Consider the following 19,765-nt stretch of genomic DNA (forward strand, 5'->3'; position numbering starts at 1 on the left):
GGAGGGATAGGTAGTTCCGTTAGCGTTTCCTACGGCGCAAAGTACGTTGTTTGGCCTTGCCTCGCTTTGCAACTTTACCCCTGTGGTATTTGGCAGGAGGTGGTGCAACGAAAAGCTCGCTAACAAAACGAGCAAAAGAGACCCTTGCCTCGGAGGTGTCCCTCAGTCCCCCAGCCATGAAGACAAGGCTATACCAATGTTCCTTCCACCGAACGTACCCAGCATAGCCTCGCACCCCTCGGATCGAACCGCTCTTCATATAGGCGGTGATACTGGGATGGATCTGCAGGCGACGCACTGTACCTTCCTTGCCCACCTCAGGCAGTGAAGCGAGAAAGGGTGCATGAAGCTCTTTATCCTCCCACAGCGCACGTAGCACTAGGCTTAATGCTTGAGAAGAAAGGCGTCCATGGGGACTCAGCCCAGAGCCATCCATCGGAGTGAACTGACTCTCGGGGAGCTGAAGACGCTTCTGCCAGTAGTCACGTACCGCCACGGGGAGCGAACTCTTACGCTGCAGACTGTCATTCAGCACGTAGGCCATGGCCTCAGCATAGACATTAGCACTTCGGCAGTTTGTAATCCGTATCAGAGTATCTGCCCTCAGTGAGGAGTACACTCCGAGTGTATCAATAGGACCTCCGAGGCTGTCTCGTAGCAGGGTGGTAGGTACGAGCACCTCTATCCCTTGCTTGCGAAGCCCTTCCCTAAGCCATAGCCCTAGATAGAGAGGTGGATCGACAAAAGGCATACGGCGATGACGCATATCTAATCCCTCTCGCACCGCTCCCGAGACAAGGAGGCTATCCTCATGGGAAGTGAGGTCAAGGCTCAGCTGGGTAGAGGTGGAGACAAAAGCGTCTGTCGCTGTCGGGATCTCAAGGGAGGCAATGAAGCCCTCTGCCTGAAGGGTGTCTGCCGAAGACGTCAGATAGAGATCTGCATAGTTATCTGCGACATTCATACCCGAGACAGTAGCCCCATAGTACTCATTCAGGTCCTCATCGGGCCAATATTCACCGAGGGAGGGTGTGGGGAAGCCTTGCAAGTCAAGAGCTATTCCTCCCGTTACCCTACGGATACCCCACCGCTGGAGCAAGGAGGCAATCTCACTAACCAGCCGCCCCCGATGCTCAATGTAGTGAGACGCTAGAGAAGGGTCACCAGAAGCCCCGAGCACCAGTTGACCATGGAGCGTATCTCCCGAGAGCTGTCCTCGGATACCAATGGGAGTTTGGAAACGATAATCAGCCCCCTTCAGAGCAAGGAACGCCCCCGTCGTGGGGATCTTCATCAGAGAGGCTGGACAAAAGGACTCCTCACTTCGGTAACGAATAATCGGAGTCTGTGTCTCAAGGTCTGTAAGGAGTACTGTTACTCGTGCGCCCTGCTTCTTCTCCAAGAGACGCAGTACCTCCAGAGCCTTAGGATAAGGCTGTGCCTGCCCCGCGTAAGGGAGGAGCAGGAAGGAGAAGAATAGCGCAAGGAAGAGCTGAGAGCGCAAGGTCACAGGATAATTTACGGGGGAAAGTAAAGGAAGAGAGGCCGCTCCAAGCCTAAGCAGGGAGCGGCCTCTTGTATAGGGAAATAGTCCGTGGACTTACTTAGCAGCACCCTTAGCCATAGCACCACGTGTAGCACGGGTAAGCTTAACGGCACATACCACAGCGTTCTTAGCGTTGGTAATTTCAAGTCCATCGAAATTGAGAGCACCGACCTGGATTGTCTTGCCTAGGCCAAGCTCCGTGACATCGATGAAGAGCTGTTCAGGGATTTCGTTGTAAGGAGCACGCACCTTGAGCTTACGCATCTCGAGGCTGAGCTTACCCCCAGCCTTCACACCCTCGGCGTGACCTGTCAGCACAACAGGTACCTCCATGACAATGGGCTTACCAGCCTCTACCTCGAGGAAGTCTAGGTGAAGGATTGCGTCCGTTACGGGATGGAACTGTAGGTCCTTGAGGACGGCCTTTACTTTCTTACCTGCGATATCTAGGTCAATAACAAAGATATCTGGCGAATAAACCAGATTACGTACTGCCTCCTGGCTCACGGTGAAGTGTACCACGTCGTTACCGCCGTAGAGGACAGCGGGGATGAGGTCACCTGCACGTAGACCCTTAGAGGCCTTCTTGCCAAGATCGGGGCGAGGTTGCCCTGCTAGTTGGAATGTCTTCATTCTTGTTTCTAATAGTTGTGTTACTCAAAATTAGTGTTATCTAATTTCCCATCACACGAGTCCTTATGCCCGAAGCACAAGGGCCATCTCGGGGGAGAGACAATCGTCAAACGCCCACAAAGATACGATAAATCTTTGGCAAGGAGATACAGCCTTCTCCTCTTGACACTCCATAAATTATATAGAGAGGCCTTGCCTAAGCCCTTGAGAAGCCTTTGAGTAGGGAGCAACATCGTTTTACCTACCTTTGTTGTACACTTAAAAAGGCTAAATACAGACCGATAAACGATATGTACAGCTTAGAAGATATAAGAAAAGAGTTCCCTATACTAGGTAAGGAGGTACACGGCAAGCCCCTTATCTACCTCGATAATGCAGCCACGACCCAAAAGCCCCTATGCGTAGTAGAGGCCATCAACCAAGCCTACTACTCAGCCAATGCCAACGTGCATCGGGGGGTACACTATCTCAGCCAGCTCGCCACAGAGCACCACGAGGAGGCCCGTCGGCGTGTCGCTCGCTTCATCGGAGCCCCTTCCCCTGAAGGGCTCATCTTCACACGAGGTACAACCGAGGCTATTAACCTCGTTGCCTACTCCGCAGGTGAAGCCTTCTTCCTGAGCGAAGGCGATGAGATCCTCATCAGCACGATGGAGCATCATTCTAACATCGTCCCTTGGCAACTCCTCGCAGCTCGGCGTGGTGCCAAGCTCAAGGTCATACCGCTGACCCCCGATGGACAGCTCGATATGTCCGCCTACCGAAGCCTACTCTCCCCACGTACACGCCTTGTCTCAGTCGCCCATGTCAGCAATGTCCTCGGCACGGTCAATCCCGTAGAGGAGGTCACACATCTAGCCCACGAGGTGGGTGCACTTGTCCTCATTGATGGGGCGCAGGCTGTGGCACATACTCGGGTGAATGTAGAGGAGATTGGGGCAGACTTCTACGCATTCAGTGCGCACAAGATCTACGGCCCTGTGGGTATCGGTGCCCTCTGGGGTCGCCCCGAGGTACTGAAGCAGATGCCCCCATATATGGGAGGGGGAGAGATGATCGAAAAAGTAAGTTTCGAGAAGACGACATACAATGTACTCCCCTTCAAGTTCGAGGCAGGCACACCAGACTATGTCGGGTCTACCGCCTTCTCTGCTGCCCTAGACTTCGTCGAACGGCTAGGGATAGAGGCCATCGCTCATCACGAGGAGGAGCTTCTAGCCTATGCGACAGAGCGACTACTGAGTGAGTTCCCAGAGAGCTACATCCTTGGCACTGCTCCCCACAAGGGGGGGATACTATCCTTTGGGATCGGGAAGATACACCCCTTCGATCTAGGTACACTCCTTGATCACATGGGGGTAGCCATACGCACGGGGCATCACTGCGCCGAGCCCCTCCTGCACAGTTACGGGTACGAGGCTGTGGCACGTGCTTCGTTTGGGCTGTATAACACTCGGGAGGAAGTAGATTACTTCTTCGAAGCACTCCATCGGGTCGTCCCGATGCTCCTCTAGGTGTATGGCTAGGCAAGCAAAGGCACACGCCCCCCTACTCCCTACCTTCAGCCAAGAGGGACTCATCGAGTGTGGCTGTGACGAAGCTGGTCGTGGCTGTCTGGCAGGGCCCGTGGTGGCTGCTGCAGTGATTCTCCCCGAGGGCTTCTCTCATCCCCTACTCAACGACTCCAAGCAGCTGACAGAGCGACAGCGAGAACTTCTACGACCCATTATCGAGCAGGAGGCACTGGCATGGGGCGTAGGAAGTGTATCTCCTGAGGAGATCGACCAGATCAATATCCTGCGGGCTTCCTTCCTAGCGATGCACCGAGCTATCGACGACCTCATCCTTCGCCCCCAGCTCCTACTCATTGATGGTAATCGCTTCACCCCTTACTCGGATATTCCCCACAAGTGTATCGTAGGAGGTGATGGCAAGTATACCAGTATTGCTGCCGCCTCGGTACTAGCTAAGACCCACCGAGATGCCCTAATGCTTCGCCTAGCCACCGAATACCCCGGCTACGCGCTAGAGGTGCACAAGGGTTACCCAACCCCAGCACACAAGGAAGCTATCCGTACGCTTGGCCTTACCCCCATTCACCGCAAGACCTTCACCATTCGCTAGGCAGTCCCCTGCCTAAATAGCAGTGCCCCCTATCGACCTCGGTCGATAGGGGGCACTGCTATTTATGGATATAGCGTCTAGCTCGGTTAACTCACTCCGTGAGACCTAGGATGCGACGAGCCTTTTGCTTGGCATCCTGGAAGTCAAAGTACTCGATGAGCTTGTACGTATTGAAGCCATCCCTTATACGAGGGGCTACAGCCTCTAGCACAGGGAGCCTCTCGTTATCCCAAGTAAAGAGCTTCAAGAGACGTATGACCTGCTGTACGGTAAACGAGTTGCGCTGCGCTGCATCTCGGATATAATTTATCTTATCCTTATCCCAAGTCTGCCGCTCCACGGCACGGACGAAGTCCTCGAAGCTCTCCTGCTCCTCCATCTGCCCCATACTGCGTGGGTCATAGTCCCAAGGTATAGGGGGATTAGCCTCCAGTATCTGCCGTGCTCGTTCCTTGCCAGAGCCGTAACTAAAGAGATCGATTAGGCGGAAGGCATTGTATCCGTCTCTAAGGCGTGGGGTGAGGGCTTCGAGGATGGTTAGTCGCTGTTCGTCCCATCGGAAGGGAGCGATGAGGCGTGAGGCCTGCTCTACGGTGAAGAGGCTACGCCGAGCAACGGAGCAAATGAAACCTATACGTTCGTCATCGAAGGGGATACGGCGAACATCCTCCAGAAAAAGCTCAAAGGCACGAGCCTCTTCCTCATATACTCTGGAGTCGATATAGCCTCGGCCTCTCGTAGCAGGTGGGATATGCCCTTGAGGGGGAATGGCGGGAGGCGTAGTAACAATCACGGGGGACTGGTTGTCCCGATGATCATGGTCCGTCCTATGGCTATCATACTTCGTCACCCGATCATTAAAAAAGGTCACGCTCACCCGAAGATGTCGGTCAAGCAAGTCCATATAGGAGAAATCCCAAGTCTCGGAGCCATCCTCCTGCACGCTCTTGTTACGTGGAGCACCCAAGAGAGCTGTCACCTGATCCTTAGTCATGCCTCGCTCGAGCTGGTTGACTGCACTCTGTCGCTTCCCTACTCCGCCACATGAGGAGAGGAAGGTGAGGACAAGAGCCACGAGGGCTAGAGCATACTTTTTCATGAGTAGCTATTGTTATAGGTGGATGTTATCGAGACAGGCCAAGGATACGCCGTGCCTTATCCTTTGCATCGGAGAAGGTAAAGTATTCGATGAGCTTATAGGCGTTATGCCCATCACGTAGACGGGGACCCACGGCCTCGAGCACCTGTAGCTTCTCCTTATCCCATGTAAACTGGTTCAAGAGACGCGCTGCCTGTGCCACAGTGAAGACATTACGGCGAGCAGCATCACGGATGAAGAGGATCTTATCCTTGGTAAACGTCTGACGCTCCACCGCCCTTAGGAAGTCTTCGAAGCTCTCGTTCTGCTCGTGCTCGTCATATCGTGGCTGTGAGGGGTAGTTGGGATAACGGGGATAGCTGGGATACTGGGGATAGCTAGGATCAGAGCGACGACGCTCCCAATCCTCAGAGCTATAGGAATCCGTACGTACCACACGATCTTCGTAGAAGGTAACCACGACTACCGAGGTCTCCCCGACAATATTTGTCCGGCGATACTCCCAGTCCTCCGACCCATCAGCTGCTAGACGGCGATAGGAGGGATTGCCTAGGATGCGTGTCACTTCGCGCTTACTCATACCTCGCTCTATTCGGTTGGTCTCCCCCCGGTTAGTGAGCATGGATAAATCGCAAGAGGTCAGGCTGAGTCCAAGGACTACAGCACAGATGCTAAGGAATGTCTTCATAACCATATCCTGATTGAGTAGTGGTGAGATGTAGAGCCAGAGGCAAATGCACCAATGCGCTACCTCTCTTTGGTGTAAAGTTACAGTTTTTTTCTATTGCTCGTATCGCCGATCTTGAAGCCCTTTCACTATCCCCATAGAGGTATCCCCGTAACCCCATCAATCACCTATGATAGATTAATGCATCCACCTATGATAGGTGGCGACCATCACCTATCATAGGTGATTTCTCTAGTACCGAAGAAAACCATATAGAGGAATCGGTAGAGAGCCTTCAGAGGGGCAATTGAATAGCGTTTATAGATCGAGCGTAAATAGCCCTGACATAAACCCATCGCCCCATTCTCTCTAGCCCCCTTCATCCCCTAGAGCATCCAAGTAGACGTACCACCTACCCTACCCTTCAGCACCGCCTACTATCACAAGAGACTTATCACTCACTCCTCTCTGCTTCTCGCCCCTACTTTCCCCTCCTGGGTGTTGCCCAATCCCCCATCTACTCGCTTGAGCTATCCCAAGCATTCCTCCCCAACTTCACACCTCTATCTGCCTTGGACTAGAGGATAACCCTCCCTTCGGATTCCCCCACCTTTCAAAAGAATTTTCGGAAGTATTTGGTCAGATAAAAAACTTGCGCTACCTTTGCAGAGCAAAAGGGAAAGGCAAACCACCCTCCAGCAAGACTTACATTAGGCGGAAGTAGCTCAGTTGGTAGAGCATAACCTTGCCAAGGTTAGGGTCGCGGGTTCGAGTCCCGTCTTCCGCTCCAGTAAAGGTTTCCATAGTTTTGATGTGTATTTGTTTGATGAGGCATTCTGAGATTCACCTATTAGAATCTTAGGATGTTTCCTCTTTTATACCCCTTCCCTTTACCCACCTTCACCCCACAAACCTTCGATTTGCTGTATCTTTGCCTGCGATGAACAGGTACTCACCCCTCATATATCGACTACTTTGATCGTCTGTATCGCGGAGAAGCCAAGTGTGGCAAGAGACATAGCATCCATCCTCGGGGCTACCCAACGAAAGGTAGACCAGGGCATCGGCTATATCGAGGGTAATGGGTATGCCGTCACCTGGACCTTCGGTCACCTCTGTACCCTCAAGGAGCCTCACGACTATCGACTTGAGTGGAAGGCATGGAGCCTCTCCTCTCTCCCTATGATCCCCGATCGCTTCGGTATCAAGGCCATCGAGATAGAGCACTACCAGCGACAGCTCGCCGTCATAGAGCGGCTCGTCTCAGAGGCAGAGCTAGTCATCAACTGCGGCGATGCTGGGCAAGAGGGCGAACTCATCCAGCGATGGGTACTGCAGAAGGCAGGCTGTCGTGTCCCCATCAAACGCCTCTGGATCTCCTCCCTTACTGACGAGGCCATCCGTGAGGGTTTTGAGCATCTTCGGGACGAGCAAGACTACCAATCCCTCTACGAGGCTGGGCTAGCCCGCGCCATCGGAGACTGGCTGCTTGGTATGAATGCTACCCGACTCTACACCCTGCGCTACGGGCAGAGGGAGCGCAAGCAACCCCTCTCCATCGGTCGGGTACAAACCCCTACCCTCGCCCTCATTGTAGAGCGTCAGCAGGCCATCGAGCAGTTCAAGCCTGAGACCTATTGGGAGTTGAAAACCTCCTATCGTGACGTTGTCTTCAGCGCAGACAAGGGCAAGTACACTGACCACCAGAAGGCCCAGCAAGCCCTCACCTCCATACTCGGCAAGCCCTTCGAGATTACCTGCATAAAGAAGAAGGACGGCAAGGAACTCCCTCCCCGACTCTTCGACTTAACGAGCCTACAAGTAGCGTGTAATAAGAAGTTCGGGATGAGCGCAGAGGAGACCCTAGCTACGATACAAAGTCTCTACGAGAAGAAGCTCACCACCTATCCACGTGTTGATACAACCTACCTCAGCGAAGACCTCTATCCCAAGGTCAAGAGCATCCTGAGCGACCTAGTTACACCCTATCCTACCCTCGTCCCACCCCTACTGAATGGTGGCACCATTCGCAAGAGTAAGAAGGTCTTTGACAACACCAAAGTCACTGACCACCATGCCATTATACCTACGGGTATACGTGCCTCGGGACTTGCCGAGAGAGAGGCTCAGGTCTATGACCTCATCGTACGGCACTTCATCGCCTCGTTTTACCCAGATTGTAAGGTAAGCACCACCAGCGTGGAGGGACGAGTAGAGCGTGTTACCTTCAAGGTATCAGGCAAGGAAATCCTTGAGCCCGGCTGGCGTATCGTCTTCTCAGGTGAGGCAGAGATACCCGATGAGAACAAGAGCGAAGGAGACAAAGACACCTCCGAGACCAACGAGGCGATCCTCCCGAACTTCACCCTCGGAGAGCAGGGCGACCACACCCCCGAAATCAAGGAAAAGCAGACCCAACCACCCAAGTATTATACCGAGGCTACCCTCCTAAGAGCGATGGAGACTGCTGGGAAATTCGTCGAGGATGAAGAGCTGAGAGAGGCAATGAAGGAGAATGGTATCGGTCGCCCCTCCACACGGGCAAACATCATCGAGACACTCTTCAAACGTGGCTATATTGAGAAGGTCAAGCGCAGTCAAATCCACGCCACAGAGACAGGCAAACAACTGATATCACTTATCAACTACGAGCTCCTAAAAAGCGCCTCACTTACCGGGCAATGGGAGTATAAGCTTCGCCAGATAGAGCGTAAGGAGCTACCGACGCAAACCTTCATCAACGAACTCAAAGACCTACTCGTACAGCTCACGCATTCCGTCCTCACAGCACCCTCTACTCCTGCATCTCCTTCCCCCAGTCTTTCCACAGGCATTACCTGCCCATACTGCCAGAGGGGTACCCTACTACGTGGTCGTACCGCCTACGGCTGCTCGGACTATCAAGCAGGGTGTACCTACCGCATCCCCTTCGAGGAATGTCCCGCAGATGCTACGGCAGAGGAGCTCCAAACCTACCTCCATAAACAACGAACTGCATCCCTCACTCCCTCACCAATCGATAACGTATAAAATGGACAATACTAGAATGAGCCGTATCAATCGGCTTATCCAGAAAGAGATCAGCGACCTCTTCCGCCAGCAGACCCAGAGCCTACCTGGTACACTCATCACCGTTACCTCGGTAACCGTAAGCCCTGACCTCGGCATCGCCCGTGTACGTCTGAGCATCTTCCCCTCTGAGAAAGCGGAGGAACTGCTTGCCTCGATACGAGCCAATACCAAGGCAATCCGCTATGATCTTGGGGGAAGGGTAGGCAAGCAACTGCGTAAGCTCCCCGAGCTGACCTTCTTCATCGATGACTCATTGGATTATCTGGAGCGCATAGACAGCCTCCTTGGTCTCAAAGAGTAATATCCTAGCCCCTTCCCCTCGTGCTCAGCTTCCGACTTGCCCTACGCTACCTCTTCAGTAAGACACGGCTCCACGCCGTCAATTACGTCACAGCCGTCTCCGCCCTTGCCCTTGCGGTGGTCTCGATGGCTCTGGTATGCGTCCTCTCTGTCTACAACGGCTACGTAGAGCTGATCCTAGAGGGAACGGAGCAGACCGATGCAGAGATCCTACTTCGCCCCAGCGAGGGGACAATCCTTGATCTAGCGAAGCTACCTCAGCTGGAGCCTAGCCTAAAGTCTGCAGGCGTAGCGAGCTACACCCTCCTCCTAGAGAGCAAGGGACTCCTGCGTGCTCATGACCAACAGTGGGTCGTGGATGTACTGGGCATTGACCACCATTTCTCCAAGGTCTTTGCCATGGCCGATAGCATTGCCTCTGGGAAGGTACTGACGGAAGCAGAAACAGGTCTGCTTAGCGATGGAGACACCATCCCTGTCAATATCGGGGCAGGCATTAACCTCTCTCTTGCCTCTAGCCACCGCTCTAGCCCTGCGCCTGATACGGAGCTACTCTTCCCTCGTCGCCTTGGGTTCATCAATCCTCTAGCTCCCAGTAGCGCCTTCACCTCTCTCTCGGTGCAGGTCGTAGGGCAATATGCCTCGCTGAGCCTCGAGACTGACCATACCCTTTATTTGCCTCTACCTGCCCTTCGCTCGGCGCTAGACTACAGTCCCAACGAAGTCTCTGCCATCGGCCTTCGCTTCCCCTCGGGGACAAACCTAAGCTCGATACAGGCCAAGCTCGCCAAAGACCTCGGGGCAAGCATCCGTGTGCTTAGCCGTGAAGAGCAACACCCCGACCTGTCTTACCTCATCCGGATGGAGAAGGTGATGACCTACCTGATTTTACTTTTCATTCTCCTGCTTGCCGCCTTCAACGTCGCTAGCTCGCTGACAATGCTCCTGCTAGAGAAACAAGAGGACACGCGTATACTCACCTCGCTCGGAGCAAAGCCCTCTATGGTGGGGGCTATCTTCCGCCGTGTAGGCTTCTTGATCTCAGTCCTTGGCTCAGCCTCAGGGTTGGTGCTGGGGCTCATCGTCTGCGTGCTCCAGCAGAAGTTCGGGCTCATCACCGCAGGCGTCGGGCTTAGCCTTCAACCCCTCCCCATAGCCATCCATTGGGATGACCTCCTCTTAACCTTTCTCACCGTCACACTGATCTCTTACCTCATCTCGCTCTACCCCACTCGGCTCTTCCTGCGCCGACGCTAAAGGCACAAAGGCTCTCACCCCAAAAGGGAACCTTCCCAAAGCAGACGAAAGTAGGATCCTCGAGGGAAAAGCCGAGCTCTCGCTAGAGAAAGAAGAGTTATCTACCCGAGGTAAGCATACTCCCTCCCAAGTAGATATGGCGCTATAAGTCGTAGAGAGAAAGAGAAACCACAGACATATTTCACAGCAAAAAGCCCACACCTTGCTTGAGGTGTGGGCTTTTCATTTCTTGTCTTAAAAAGAAGGACTAAGGCTTGGTGGGCTTGCTATTCTTACTAAGGAAAAACAGTAGCCCCAGCAGGTTCACCAGCCCTAGGCCAGCTCCCATGCCAACGATCATGCGCTGCGCCTCGTTCAGGAAGGGTAACGACACTACTGCCGCCACGACAACGAGTACCATCAGCACCAAGATTACCTTCTTGATTACCTTTATATTCATCTCTTCTTGCGTTTGTCTTTGGGTACAGAGCGAGCCAAACTTCCTCTGCATTCGGAGGCTCACCCTTGGGCAAAGGTACGGAATTTCCTCTCGTAAAAGACCGAGCAATATCTGGTGCTCATAGAGGCGTACATCCCATGTCCCTAGAAGTAGCACCCCGAGACCCTAGGAGTAAAGAGCCAAAAGCTACAACGACACACCTTCCCCACACGATGAATATCCCCTTACCTTAGTCCTCTCTGAAAATTAGAGTATCACCTGCATGGAGTTTCTCTCGCAACCTCATCCACCACCTATGATAGGTGGCGACCATCACCTATGATAGGTCTACATCGTCACCTATCATAGGTGATTCTATGAGTTCCCTCACAAGTGGTACAGAGGTACTTATTCAGCTCGTACACCCCTTGACTAAGAGCCTATCCCTCGCCTTCAGTCTACAACTGATGAGGTAGGCTAAGCTGGGGGCAAGCGAAAAGCAAAGGGGGCTAGAGGTGGAGGCTAAGGCATACAGACCTGAGATAGGCGGCAAGGAGGTGTTTTGTTATCTAAAAAAGTCTTCCTATCTTTGCACTGCTTCTGACGGAAACGTCTAGGCAACATGGTGGTTGTAGCTCAGTTGGTTAGAGCACTGGATTGTGGTTCCAGGTGTCGTGGGTTCGAATCCCATCTTCCACCCAAGGAAGCAGGCTGACTTGCTTCAGAGAAGACTTAAATAAAAGATGAGGGTAATGGGCGTTTGATCATAAGATTGGATGCCCTTTGCTTATCCTATCTACCCCACAAAGACAGACACAATGCACGTACGACTAGAGGAAAGCTGGAGGGAGGCACTCGCCCCTGAGTTTGAGAAGCTCTACTTCTCGATCCTGACGGATCGTGTACGGGCGGAGTACCAATCGGGCTATCCTATTTACCCGCCTGCTGGACAGATCTTCCGAGCACTAGACCTTTGCCCCTTACCTCAGGTGCGGGTCGTGATCCTCGGGCAAGACCCCTACCATGGAGCAGGGCAAGCAGAGGGGCTTTCCTTCTCTGTCCCCGAGGGAGTCGCTGTGCCTCCCAGCCTTCAGAATATGAAGACAGAGATCCAGAGCGATCTAGGACGCCCCTCCATCATCCGTGAGGGGAACCTCCTGCCGTGGGTGCAGCAAGGTGTCCTCCTACTGAACGCAACCCTGACGGTACGTGCGGGGCAAGCAGGTTCGCACCAGAGCCTAGGGTGGGAGACCTTTACCGATGAAATCATCTCAACGATCAACCGCAGGCGAGAGCATGTTGTCTTCCTTCTCTGGGGGACGCCAGCCCGCAGGAAGGCTGCGATGATTGAGCGTAACCGCCACCTCATCCTCGAGGCTCCCCATCCTTCGCCTCTCTCAGCCCATCGAGGCTTCTTCGGCTGTCGCCATTTCTCCACCTGCAACGCCTACCTCAGAGAGCATCACCTTAACCCCATAGAATGGTAACTACACTTACCATAGATAACGTCTATGGGTATATATACAAAACCTTCAATTGGAGCAGGGAAATAGTCTTATCTTTGTGAAAATAATTGTACAAGGGTAACTTATAAACAGCATACACTATGGACGTGCTACAGATACAGAAGGACCTGATCGGGATGCAGGACTATATGAAGAACTTCGCTCGTACGCTCACCAAGGATGAAGCAGACGCCGAAGATCTCATGCAGGACACAACGCTGCGTGTGCTCAACAACTATGATAAGTTCGTCGACAACGTCAACTTCAAGGGTTGGGTGCTCAAGATCATGCGTAACATCTTCATCAACAACTACCATAAACTCGTCCGTACGCAAGGCATCATCGACCCCAACGTAGATGCTTATAACGTCCCTCTCCTGAGCGAGGGCGGAGAGAACACGCCAGAGGGTTCTATGGATATCAAGGAGATCACACAGGCTATTGCCTCGCTCCAACCTTCCTTGAAAGAGCCTTTCTCCATGTTCGTCTCGGGCTATAAGTACAACGAGATCGCTGAGACACTAGGCATCCCCCTCGGGACAGTCAAGAGCCGCATATTCTTTGCACGTCAGGAGCTGCAGAGGAAGCTCCGTGATATGCGTTAACCCGATACATCTTTTCACTTTACCTTTTAACCACTAAGGCTTTACTTATGAGCAGAGAACATCGCAGATGCCTAATCATTGGCTCTGGACCCGCAGGATACACCGCAGCGATCTACGCTTCGCGTGCAAACCTTTCCCCACTCTTGTATGAGGGGCTTCAGCCTGGAGGCCAGCTGACACAGACAACAGAAGTAGAGAACTTCCCTGGGTATCCCCAGGGCGTGACTGGCACTGCACTCATTCAGGACCTTCGCCTACAAGCAGAGCGCTTCGGCACAGAAATCCGCTCGGGACTTGCTACCGCCGTTGATTTATCGAAGGCTCCATATCTTGTTACCTTCAGCGACGGCAAAGAGGTTGAGGCTGACACCGTAATCATCTCAACGGGGGCTACAGCAAAGTACCTCGGGCTACCCGATGAAGAGAAGTACGCTGGTATGGGCGTCTCTGCTTGTGCTACCTGTGATGGGTTCTTCTATCGAGGTAAGAAGGTCGCCGTGGTAGGCGGTGGAGACACAGCCTGCGAAGAAGCACTATATCTAGCTAGCCTTGCTTCGCACGTCTACATGATCGTGCGCAAGAACTACCTTAGAGCCTCCGATATCATGCGTCAGCGTGTCGAAGCTAACCCCAAGATTACCATCCTCTATGAGCACAATACGGTTGGGCTATACGGTGAGGAAGGTGTCGAGGGAGCCCACCTCATCAAGCGCAAGGGAGAGCCAGACGAAGAGCAGGTAGACCTTGCCATAGATGGCTTCTTCTTGGCTATCGGACACCACCCCAACTCTGAGCTATTCGCCCCCTACATCGACACCGATGAAGTAGGCTATATCCTCACCGAAGGAGCTACACCACGCACCAAGGTCCCTGGGGTATTCGCTGCTGGAGACGTGGCAGATCCATTCTACAGGCAAGCTATCACCGCTGCTGCCTCTGGCTGTAAAGCCGCCCTTGAGGCTGAGCGTTACCTCGGAGAACACGGGCTGTAGTAAGCACCTTTTACTCCCAACAATGCAACCCAAGCACCGACATGAGATCGATGCTTGGGTTGTTTCTTTTTCTGCTAGAGGGATCGGGGGAGAGGAGAGGAGAGTAGACTAGCAACCTGAGCCATCGAGGCTACAGGCTCCTCCTGCGGGGGATGAGAGGGAATGTAGCCCTGCATCCTCGGGGCTAAGCGTCACCGTGCCATCCTCAAGCACGAAGCACGGGATACCTGCTGCCCCTCGAGCCTTCGCCGTCGTGAAGGCAGGGCTGTGATCCCTTAGCTTCAAAAACGCCTTGAGGTCACGCACATGAAGTCCAATATCAATCACTTCGTAGCCCTCCTTGCCCTTGACCTGCTCCCAGACATGGGTGCAGTCAGGGCAGCTACTCATTCCATAGATCTTAATCATTACGGGTTATCGTTACTGTTTCTAAATACTTGTCAGCGGACGGTAGGGAGCCCCAGCTCCTGCCAGTGTAGTATCCCGCCCTGCATATCCACTACACGGAAGCCCTCTGCCTGCATCAAGCTCGTGGCAGCATGGCTACGCTTCCCACTACGGCAATAGACGTAGTAGGTACGGGACTTATCTAGATGCGAAAGTCCCTCGAGGAAAGACTCCGTGCTCTGCCAATCCAAGAGGATTGCTCCCTCGAGATGGCCACTCTCATACTCGACGAGGCGACGTACATCGAGCAGGACAGCTGTGCTATCCGCCTCAGCTGCAGCGATAAACTCCCTAGGCGAGAGCACACGGATGGGATCTTGATTACCATCCCCTTGGGGAGAATTGGGGGTAAATGTTGGTTGTTCCACTAGTTGTCTGAAGATAAAATTGCTCTTACAAAGGTAATGTTCCTTAGGGGAAGACCGAGCATGTTGAGTAAGAGCTAGGGCAAGGAGAGTGCCAATACTCCTATCCCAGCTCGTCCAGCCCCCCCTTACACTGTCAGAGAGCCCCTTGCATGCATCGCTTAGTCACCCTTGCAAGGGTCTCCGAGGGAACCCTAGCAAGGACTCTGCCGAGACCCTTGCTAGGATCACAAAGAAGCCCCTCTACACCCCTATCCCAAAAGCGACGAGGCCGTACCATGGAGATCCATAGTACAGCCTCGTTGTAGCCCATGAAGGCTCATAGAGTCAGTGCTTAGCGGGATGCCAGCTCCTTGTCTAGGAAGATAATGGCATGGTCTGAGGCTAGGCGCACCCGATCCACAATATTGGAGGCAGTTGCTTCCTCCTCTACCTGCTCACGGATGTACTTCCAGAAGAAGTCCTGCGAAGGCATATCAGCTTCAGCAGACGCTAGACGTACTAGTTCCTCGATCTTCTCCGAGACTAGGCACTCATGTGCATAGGCCTTCTCAGCGACCTCCAGTGCAGAGGCGAACTCCGTCTCCACCGCAGGGATAGACTGGATCTTCACCTTCCCACCGCGCTGGATGATGTAGTGCATCATATCCTCGGCATGCTCTAGCTCCTCCTTGTACTGCTGATGGTACCAGTGAGCGAACCCATCTAGCCCCTGCTGTGCGAAGTATGCTGACATAGAGAGGTAGATGTTGGCAGACCACATCTCAAGCGCAATCTGGGCGTTGATGGCAGTCTGCATCTTTTCTGTAAACTTCATAAGAGTAGTGATTAAATCTTAATGTTAAGTGATAAAACCGTTCACATGTAATACAGCTCAGGGAAAGCTTTTGTTCCCTAAACCTCAAGGAACGAGAAATCCAGCTCCGTCACAGAGCCGAAGGGTGGGATCGTAGCGTATGCATCCTCCAGCTGACAGAGACCAGCCAGTGTACGGGCACAGTTGATTACCCCTCCGTGGCAGAAGATAAGTACCTCTTGGTACCCCGCAGCCTGCTTCTCCATCAAGAAGCTACGCACACGATCATACTGCATCCTCAGGGACTCGCCCCCAGGGGTAGGGTGATCAATGTAGCGAAGGAAGAACTCCTGAGTGCCCTGATCTATGATGATATCAGACCAGAGCTTACCCTCCCATTCCCCGAAGTTCATCTCCTTCAGTCGATCATCGACTATGGGATCAGGATAGCCACAGAAGGTAGCGAGCTTACGGGCACGCCTCAGAGGGCTAGAGAAAACCCCGTCAAAGGATAACCCCTCAAGGGCCTGACGAGTAAGGGTGGCTTCTTCTCGAAAGGTCGGGCGAACATCTATGTCAGAGAAGCCGTAGCAGACATGGTTCCCATCAAGGACAACGGATGTATGGCGGACGATGTAAACTTTCATTCAATTAAAACTAGAGCTGGCGGGACTAATCCTCCCAGTCGTTATTCTTGCGTCCTCTCGGACGTAGAGTGGGCTGCGAGGTGCGCTGTGCACCACGTCGGCCGCTATTCCTATGACGAAGCAGATGCTCATCCAGCTCGGGCTCATCATCAGACCAGCCCTGGGTACGAGCCTTATGCCTCTGGCGGTTCTCGGGGTTATTCTTACTCCCCTTCCTTAGGGCAGCGCTCTTGGGTGCAGCTTGTAGACGCTGGCTCTCAGCACGCTCACTGCGTCTATCCTTCGAGCGAGGACGATTCGTGGCCTTCTGCTCTCGCTCTTGGAGCTTCTCCTCGGCGATATGGTCACGGATCAGCTCCTTCACAGGTAGATCCACCTCATCGAAGAACACGGTGTCTTCCTCTGAAACCATATCTCCGAGATGAGCAACACGGCCATTGATCTTGACCCGACCCCGTTTGATATATTCCTCGACATCCCTTCGGGAGCCAAGGCCAGCATCACTAATGAGTTTATTAATTCGTAACTTCATGAATGGGATGAAGGTATTTATTAGTTGGAGGTAAACCCATCAGCCAGCTCTAGGAGTGGCTGTGTAAGGGCATCGGGTGACATCGACCTAGAGCAAAGGAAATTATCCCCCGAGTGGCAACGCTTATTATCACCAAAGATGCTACATGGACGCCTATCTAGTCCCTCGGGCTGGAGACAGTCCTCCCAACGCTGACCGATACCAAGGAATCCAGCGGCAGGGTGTGTACAGCACCAGACAGAGAGGACCCGAGTGCCCACAAGCGAAGCAAGATGCATATTGGCACTATCCATCGAGACCACAGCATCAAGTGTAGACAAGAGGATCAGCTCCTCAGAGAAGTCTAGCTTCCCCGCAATGGAGTGCACTCCCTCGAACTCCTGTTCCCATGAACTTAGGGTTTCAGCCTCCTTACCCTTCCCCCCGAGGAGCAAGATCTCAAAGCGTCCATCCTCTACTAGGGTACGGATGGCTTGCTTCATCAACTCTGGGGAATAGGTCTTGGCAGGCGTAGAGGCGAAGGGAGCCACCCCCAAGCGCACCTTGCTACCACGATGCAAGAGTAGCTCAGGGTGCAGTCGCTCGAAGCTCTGCATGAGTAGTGGATGGATGTCTATGGGAGGAATGCTCTCAGGGACACTAAGCCCAGCCTCGATGAAGACCTGACGATAGAGCTGCCACATAGGGGGCAGAGGCGTGAGGTCCTTGTCGGGGCTATTCTGTACGAGTCTACGACGCTCCTGTCGAGGCTTCTTTAGGTGCTTGGTTGGTATGCCAAAGAGATGTAGGTAGGAGCGCAAGAACTTCGTCCTAAGGACGTCATGTAGATCAAGCACGGCATCAAACCGCTCCAGTCTCAAACGACGTGCATAGCGCATCAGCCCCAGCACACCACGCTCCTCACGACGGACATCAATAGCCATCGCCTCGACGTTATCGGGAGGGTCGAGGAGCAACTCTGTCATGAAGGGCTGGGTAAGCAGGACAAAGTCGTGCTGCTCGTTGGTGCGTGCCACCGAGTAGAGCAGCTGTATGAGCATCGCCACATCTCCTATAGCGGAGAGGCGTATGACTAAGTAGCGTGCCAAGGAAAGGGATAAGGGGGATTAAAGGCTTTGCCCTTTGAGCATCGGATTGAGCTCTGGATCGTTGTACATCTTCATCTGCTTATAGACCTTCATGTACTTACGCCCTTGGGCTATGTCCTCGAGTAGCTCATCAATCGCCTGCATCAGGTCTCGCTCCTGCTCGAGCAGGACATGGAGCTTGTCACTGCATTTCTTACGTAGGGCTTCATCCTGACCTGCCGTATGTACAGCCTTGTCCATATTATAGATCTTCAGCTCAAGGATAGAGAGACGATCAATGGCCCAGGCCGGGCTCTCTGTATTGATCTTAGCATCACTTTGGGGCTGTACCGATGCATACTGCTGAAGGAAAAAGCTATCAATGAGTTCGACTAAATCGGTACGCTCTTGATTACTCTTATCTATACGCCTCTTGATAATGAGTGCTTGCACAGGGTCAATCTCAGGATCTCGGATGATATCCTCTAGACACCACTGGGCGTTGTCAATCCAGTTCTTTCGGAAGAGATCATGCTCAATCGTATGCGGTTGGTAGGGATTGATTGGAGGGGTATCGATACTTCCCTCTCGCTCATAGACGGCAATGGCCTCCTTGAATATGCGTGTCGCTAGATGACTAAACTGCTCCATAACTCATTTCCTATGCCTCCTGGCGAGGCGTTATATTCTGAACCAAAGATAACCAAAAAGCGCAAACATCAAGGAGTTAGGGCTTACTACACAACCCTATTTTCGTGCAAACCGCTTCAGACGGTCAGCAATGTTCTTATCCAGTAGTGGTGAGAGGACAATAATCGTCACAGCACTCAGGATCAGTATTACACCCAGTAGCATCGCAGACGACACCTCTTCACCCAAGAAGAGTACCCCAATGACAATAGCTGTCAGAGGCTCCATTGCCCCCAGGACCGAGGTGAGCGTCGAGCCAATGCTCTTAATCGCTCTGACCAAAGCCAAATTAGAAACAAGTGTGGGTAGGAGTGCAAGTAGGAGGACTTTCAGCATAGCCCCCTTACTCGGGATGGGTTGCAACCCTCCCGTGAGCAATGTGTCAAGGAGGAAGAACACTCCGCTAAAGAAGATGGCATAGAAGGTTAACTTGAGATTATCCATCGAGCGGAGAACCTTCACATTATTCACCGTCACAAGGTAGATCGCATAGCTAAGCCCAGATAGTAGCACGAGGATTACACCTGTCAATGAGCTCGTCTGCCCTACACCTCCACGCAGGCTAAGCAAAGCAACCCCCGACAAGCCTAGAGCAATAGCGATGACCGTATATATCGAGGTCTTCTGCCGAAAGACAATGGCCATAATCAGTGTCGTCCCAATGGGATAGAGGAAATGCAGTGTAGTGGCCATTCCACTGCTCATGGAGTAGTAGCCCTGGAACAACAGTGCTGCTGATCCGTAATAAAAGAAGCCCAAGAAGGCAAACCACTTCAGCTCCCTAAGGTTGGTACGTAGCGGCACGCCCCGCACTCGCATTAGAATCATCACTAAGAGGCACGCCAAGAACATTCGGTAAGTCAAGATACTATCCGTCCCAAGCCCCTCAGCCATCATCGGCAAAGTAAACAATGGGATGAGACCAAAGGTCGAGGAGGCAATCATCCCAAAGAGAAAGCCCTTAAATCTATCCATCGTTATCTATCGTTCTGTTATCTGCATC

At 52.9% G+C, this 19,765-nt stretch carries 21 protein-coding genes and 2 tRNA genes; 10 read left to right on the forward strand and 13 right to left on the reverse strand.

Annotated elements, in window-relative coordinates; genetic code table 11:
• Positions 1-19: 19 nt before the first annotated feature.
• Together dacB and HMPREF0636_RS05365 are read right to left on the reverse strand one after the other, a co-directional pair.
• Positions 20-1,510, reverse strand: coding sequence for a D-alanyl-D-alanine carboxypeptidase/D-alanyl-D-alanine endopeptidase (gene dacB / locus HMPREF0636_RS05360; protein WP_044169007.1), 1,491 nt, complete (start codon positions 1,508-1,510; stop codon positions 20-22).
• 90 nt (positions 1,511-1,600) lie between these two features.
• Positions 1,601-2,179: a 50S ribosomal protein L25/general stress protein Ctc gene (locus HMPREF0636_RS05365; RefSeq protein WP_044169009.1), complete on the reverse strand. Its 579-nt coding sequence runs from the start codon at positions 2,177-2,179 to the stop codon at positions 1,601-1,603.
• Positions 2,180-2,469: 290 nt separating this feature from the next.
• Here HMPREF0636_RS05365 and HMPREF0636_RS05370 point away from each other — a divergent pair, with 290 nt between their 5' ends.
• Complete coding sequence (locus tag HMPREF0636_RS05370; RefSeq protein ID WP_044169010.1) at positions 2,470-3,693, forward strand: aminotransferase class V-fold PLP-dependent enzyme; 1,224 nt, start codon at positions 2,470-2,472, stop codon at positions 3,691-3,693.
• 4 nt (positions 3,694-3,697) lie between these two features.
• Complete coding sequence (locus tag HMPREF0636_RS05375; RefSeq protein ID WP_044169011.1) at positions 3,698-4,303, forward strand: ribonuclease HII; 606 nt, start codon at positions 3,698-3,700, stop codon at positions 4,301-4,303.
• Positions 4,304-4,394: 91 nt separating this feature from the next.
• Here the strand turns inward: HMPREF0636_RS05375 and HMPREF0636_RS05380 are convergent, their stop codons facing one another.
• The gene (locus HMPREF0636_RS05380) at positions 4,395-5,402 is read right to left on the reverse strand and encodes a DUF4476 domain-containing protein (RefSeq protein WP_044169012.1); all 1,008 of its coding nucleotides are present in this window, start codon (positions 5,400-5,402) and stop codon (positions 4,395-4,397) included.
• A 25-nt stretch (positions 5,403-5,427) separates the two neighbouring features.
• Positions 5,428-6,090 (reverse strand): DUF4476 domain-containing protein, encoded by a 663-nt coding sequence (locus HMPREF0636_RS05385; RefSeq protein WP_044169013.1) that lies wholly within the window; start codon positions 6,088-6,090, stop codon positions 5,428-5,430.
• 693 nt (positions 6,091-6,783) lie between these two features.
• On the opposite strand from HMPREF0636_RS05385, the gene HMPREF0636_RS05390 reads away from it, so the two are divergent.
• The 4 genes from HMPREF0636_RS05390 (at position 6,784) to HMPREF0636_RS05405 (ending at position 10,698) form a co-directional block, all read left to right on the forward strand.
• Positions 6,784-6,859 (forward strand) — tRNA-Gly (locus HMPREF0636_RS05390).
• A 185-nt stretch (positions 6,860-7,044) separates the two neighbouring features.
• Positions 7,045-9,099, forward strand: coding sequence for a DNA topoisomerase 3 (locus HMPREF0636_RS05395; protein ID WP_044169014.1), 2,055 nt, complete (start codon positions 7,045-7,047; stop codon positions 9,097-9,099).
• Position 9,100: 1 nt separating this feature from the next.
• Positions 9,101-9,442, forward strand: coding sequence for a 30S ribosome-binding factor RbfA (rbfA, locus tag HMPREF0636_RS05400; protein WP_044169015.1), 342 nt, complete (start codon positions 9,101-9,103; stop codon positions 9,440-9,442).
• Between the two features lie 20 nt (positions 9,443-9,462).
• Positions 9,463-10,698, forward strand: coding sequence for an ABC transporter permease (locus HMPREF0636_RS05405; protein WP_044169016.1), 1,236 nt, complete (start codon positions 9,463-9,465; stop codon positions 10,696-10,698).
• A gap of 247 nt (positions 10,699-10,945) precedes the next feature.
• On the opposite strand, the gene HMPREF0636_RS05410 is transcribed toward HMPREF0636_RS05405, so the two are convergent.
• Complete coding sequence (locus tag HMPREF0636_RS05410) at positions 10,946-11,137, reverse strand: hypothetical protein (protein WP_044234496.1); 192 nt, start codon at positions 11,135-11,137, stop codon at positions 10,946-10,948.
• 603 nt (positions 11,138-11,740) lie between these two features.
• Between HMPREF0636_RS05410 and HMPREF0636_RS05415 the strand changes: the two genes are divergently transcribed.
• The 4 genes from HMPREF0636_RS05415 (at position 11,741) to trxB (ending at position 14,218) form a co-directional block, all read left to right on the forward strand.
• Positions 11,741-11,816 (forward strand) — tRNA-His (locus HMPREF0636_RS05415).
• Between the two features lie 118 nt (positions 11,817-11,934).
• Positions 11,935-12,603 carry a uracil-DNA glycosylase gene (gene ung, locus HMPREF0636_RS05420; protein ID WP_044169037.1) on the forward strand — a complete coding sequence of 223 codons (669 nt, stop codon included), beginning with the start codon at positions 11,935-11,937 and terminating at the stop codon, positions 12,601-12,603.
• Between the two features lie 119 nt (positions 12,604-12,722).
• Positions 12,723-13,226, forward strand: coding sequence for an RNA polymerase sigma factor (locus HMPREF0636_RS05425; RefSeq protein WP_044169018.1), 504 nt, complete (start codon positions 12,723-12,725; stop codon positions 13,224-13,226).
• Between the two features lie 47 nt (positions 13,227-13,273).
• On the forward strand, positions 13,274-14,218 hold the full coding sequence (trxB, locus tag HMPREF0636_RS05430) for a thioredoxin-disulfide reductase (protein ID WP_044169019.1): 945 nt from the start codon (positions 13,274-13,276) through the stop codon (positions 14,216-14,218).
• Positions 14,219-14,326: 108 nt separating this feature from the next.
• On the opposite strand, the gene HMPREF0636_RS05435 is transcribed toward trxB, so the two are convergent.
• The 8 genes from HMPREF0636_RS05435 to HMPREF0636_RS05470 all read right to left on the reverse strand — a co-directional run bounded on the left by HMPREF0636_RS05435 (position 14,327) and on the right by HMPREF0636_RS05470 (position 19,737).
• Positions 14,327-14,626: a hypothetical protein gene (locus tag HMPREF0636_RS05435; protein ID WP_005469471.1), complete on the reverse strand. Its 300-nt coding sequence runs from the start codon at positions 14,624-14,626 to the stop codon at positions 14,327-14,329.
• Positions 14,627-14,658: 32 nt separating this feature from the next.
• Positions 14,659-15,033 (reverse strand): rhodanese-like domain-containing protein, encoded by a 375-nt coding sequence (locus HMPREF0636_RS05440; protein WP_005469472.1) that lies wholly within the window; start codon positions 15,031-15,033, stop codon positions 14,659-14,661.
• A 331-nt stretch (positions 15,034-15,364) separates the two neighbouring features.
• The gene (locus HMPREF0636_RS05445) at positions 15,365-15,847 is read right to left on the reverse strand and encodes a ferritin (RefSeq protein WP_044169020.1); all 483 of its coding nucleotides are present in this window, start codon (positions 15,845-15,847) and stop codon (positions 15,365-15,367) included.
• 77 nt (positions 15,848-15,924) lie between these two features.
• The gene (locus tag HMPREF0636_RS05450) at positions 15,925-16,473 is read right to left on the reverse strand and encodes a histidine phosphatase family protein (RefSeq protein WP_005469474.1); all 549 of its coding nucleotides are present in this window, start codon (positions 16,471-16,473) and stop codon (positions 15,925-15,927) included.
• A 25-nt stretch (positions 16,474-16,498) separates the two neighbouring features.
• A complete protein-coding gene (locus HMPREF0636_RS05455) occupies positions 16,499-17,005 on the reverse strand; it encodes a S4 domain-containing protein (protein ID WP_044169021.1) in 507 nt (168 codons plus the stop codon).
• Between the two features lie 20 nt (positions 17,006-17,025).
• Positions 17,026-18,093 (reverse strand): glycosyltransferase family 9 protein, encoded by a 1,068-nt coding sequence (locus HMPREF0636_RS05460; RefSeq protein WP_044169022.1) that lies wholly within the window; start codon positions 18,091-18,093, stop codon positions 17,026-17,028.
• 18 nt (positions 18,094-18,111) lie between these two features.
• Positions 18,112-18,723: a DUF4254 domain-containing protein gene (locus HMPREF0636_RS05465; protein ID WP_044169023.1), complete on the reverse strand. Its 612-nt coding sequence runs from the start codon at positions 18,721-18,723 to the stop codon at positions 18,112-18,114.
• Positions 18,724-18,819: 96 nt separating this feature from the next.
• Positions 18,820-19,737, reverse strand: a complete 918-nt coding sequence (locus HMPREF0636_RS05470) for a DMT family transporter (RefSeq protein ID WP_044169024.1) — start codon at positions 19,735-19,737, stop codon at positions 18,820-18,822.
• Between the last annotated feature and the right edge of the window lie 28 nt (positions 19,738-19,765).

The organism is Porphyromonas catoniae ATCC 51270 (assembly GCF_000565015.1).
Classification (GTDB): domain Bacteria; phylum Bacteroidota; class Bacteroidia; order Bacteroidales; family Porphyromonadaceae; genus Porphyromonas; species Porphyromonas catoniae.

What these genes read in the sequence shown, in the direction of transcription:
- HMPREF0636_RS05385 (WP_044169013.1), bottom strand. Translation starts at nt 6,090, where the DNA reads ATGAAGACATTCCTTAGCATCTGTGCTGTAGTCCTTGGACTCAGCCTG.
- HMPREF0636_RS05365 (WP_044169009.1), bottom strand. Translation starts at nt 2,179, where the DNA reads ATGAAGACATTCCAACTAGCAGGGCAACCTCGCCCCGATCTTGGCAAG.
- HMPREF0636_RS05370 (WP_044169010.1), top strand. Translation starts at nt 2,470, where the DNA reads ATGTACAGCTTAGAAGATATAAGAAAAGAGTTCCCTATACTAGGTAAG.
- ung (WP_044169037.1), top strand. Translation starts at nt 11,935, where the DNA reads ATGCACGTACGACTAGAGGAAAGCTGGAGGGAGGCACTCGCCCCTGAG.
- HMPREF0636_RS05455 (WP_044169021.1), bottom strand. Translation starts at nt 17,005, where the DNA reads ATGAAGTTACGAATTAATAAACTCATTAGTGATGCTGGCCTTGGCTCC.
- HMPREF0636_RS05470 (WP_044169024.1), bottom strand. Translation starts at nt 19,737, where the DNA reads ATGGATAGATTTAAGGGCTTTCTCTTTGGGATGATTGCCTCCTCGACC.
- HMPREF0636_RS05435 (WP_005469471.1), bottom strand. Translation starts at nt 14,626, where the DNA reads ATGATTAAGATCTATGGAATGAGTAGCTGCCCTGACTGCACCCATGTC.
- HMPREF0636_RS05450 (WP_005469474.1), bottom strand. Translation starts at nt 16,473, where the DNA reads ATGAAAGTTTACATCGTCCGCCATACATCCGTTGTCCTTGATGGGAAC.
- HMPREF0636_RS05465 (WP_044169023.1), bottom strand. Translation starts at nt 18,723, where the DNA reads ATGGAGCAGTTTAGTCATCTAGCGACACGCATATTCAAGGAGGCCATT.
- HMPREF0636_RS05425 (WP_044169018.1), top strand. Translation starts at nt 12,723, where the DNA reads ATGGACGTGCTACAGATACAGAAGGACCTGATCGGGATGCAGGACTAT.
- HMPREF0636_RS05445 (WP_044169020.1), bottom strand. Translation starts at nt 15,847, where the DNA reads ATGAAGTTTACAGAAAAGATGCAGACTGCCATCAACGCCCAGATTGCG.
- HMPREF0636_RS05410 (WP_044234496.1), bottom strand. Translation starts at nt 11,137, where the DNA reads ATGAATATAAAGGTAATCAAGAAGGTAATCTTGGTGCTGATGGTACTC.
- HMPREF0636_RS05375 (WP_044169011.1), top strand. Translation starts at nt 3,698, where the DNA reads ATGGCTAGGCAAGCAAAGGCACACGCCCCCCTACTCCCTACCTTCAGC.
- HMPREF0636_RS05380 (WP_044169012.1), bottom strand. Translation starts at nt 5,402, where the DNA reads ATGAAAAAGTATGCTCTAGCCCTCGTGGCTCTTGTCCTCACCTTCCTC.
- trxB (WP_044169019.1), top strand. Translation starts at nt 13,274, where the DNA reads ATGAGCAGAGAACATCGCAGATGCCTAATCATTGGCTCTGGACCCGCA.
- rbfA (WP_044169015.1), top strand. Translation starts at nt 9,101, where the DNA reads ATGGACAATACTAGAATGAGCCGTATCAATCGGCTTATCCAGAAAGAG.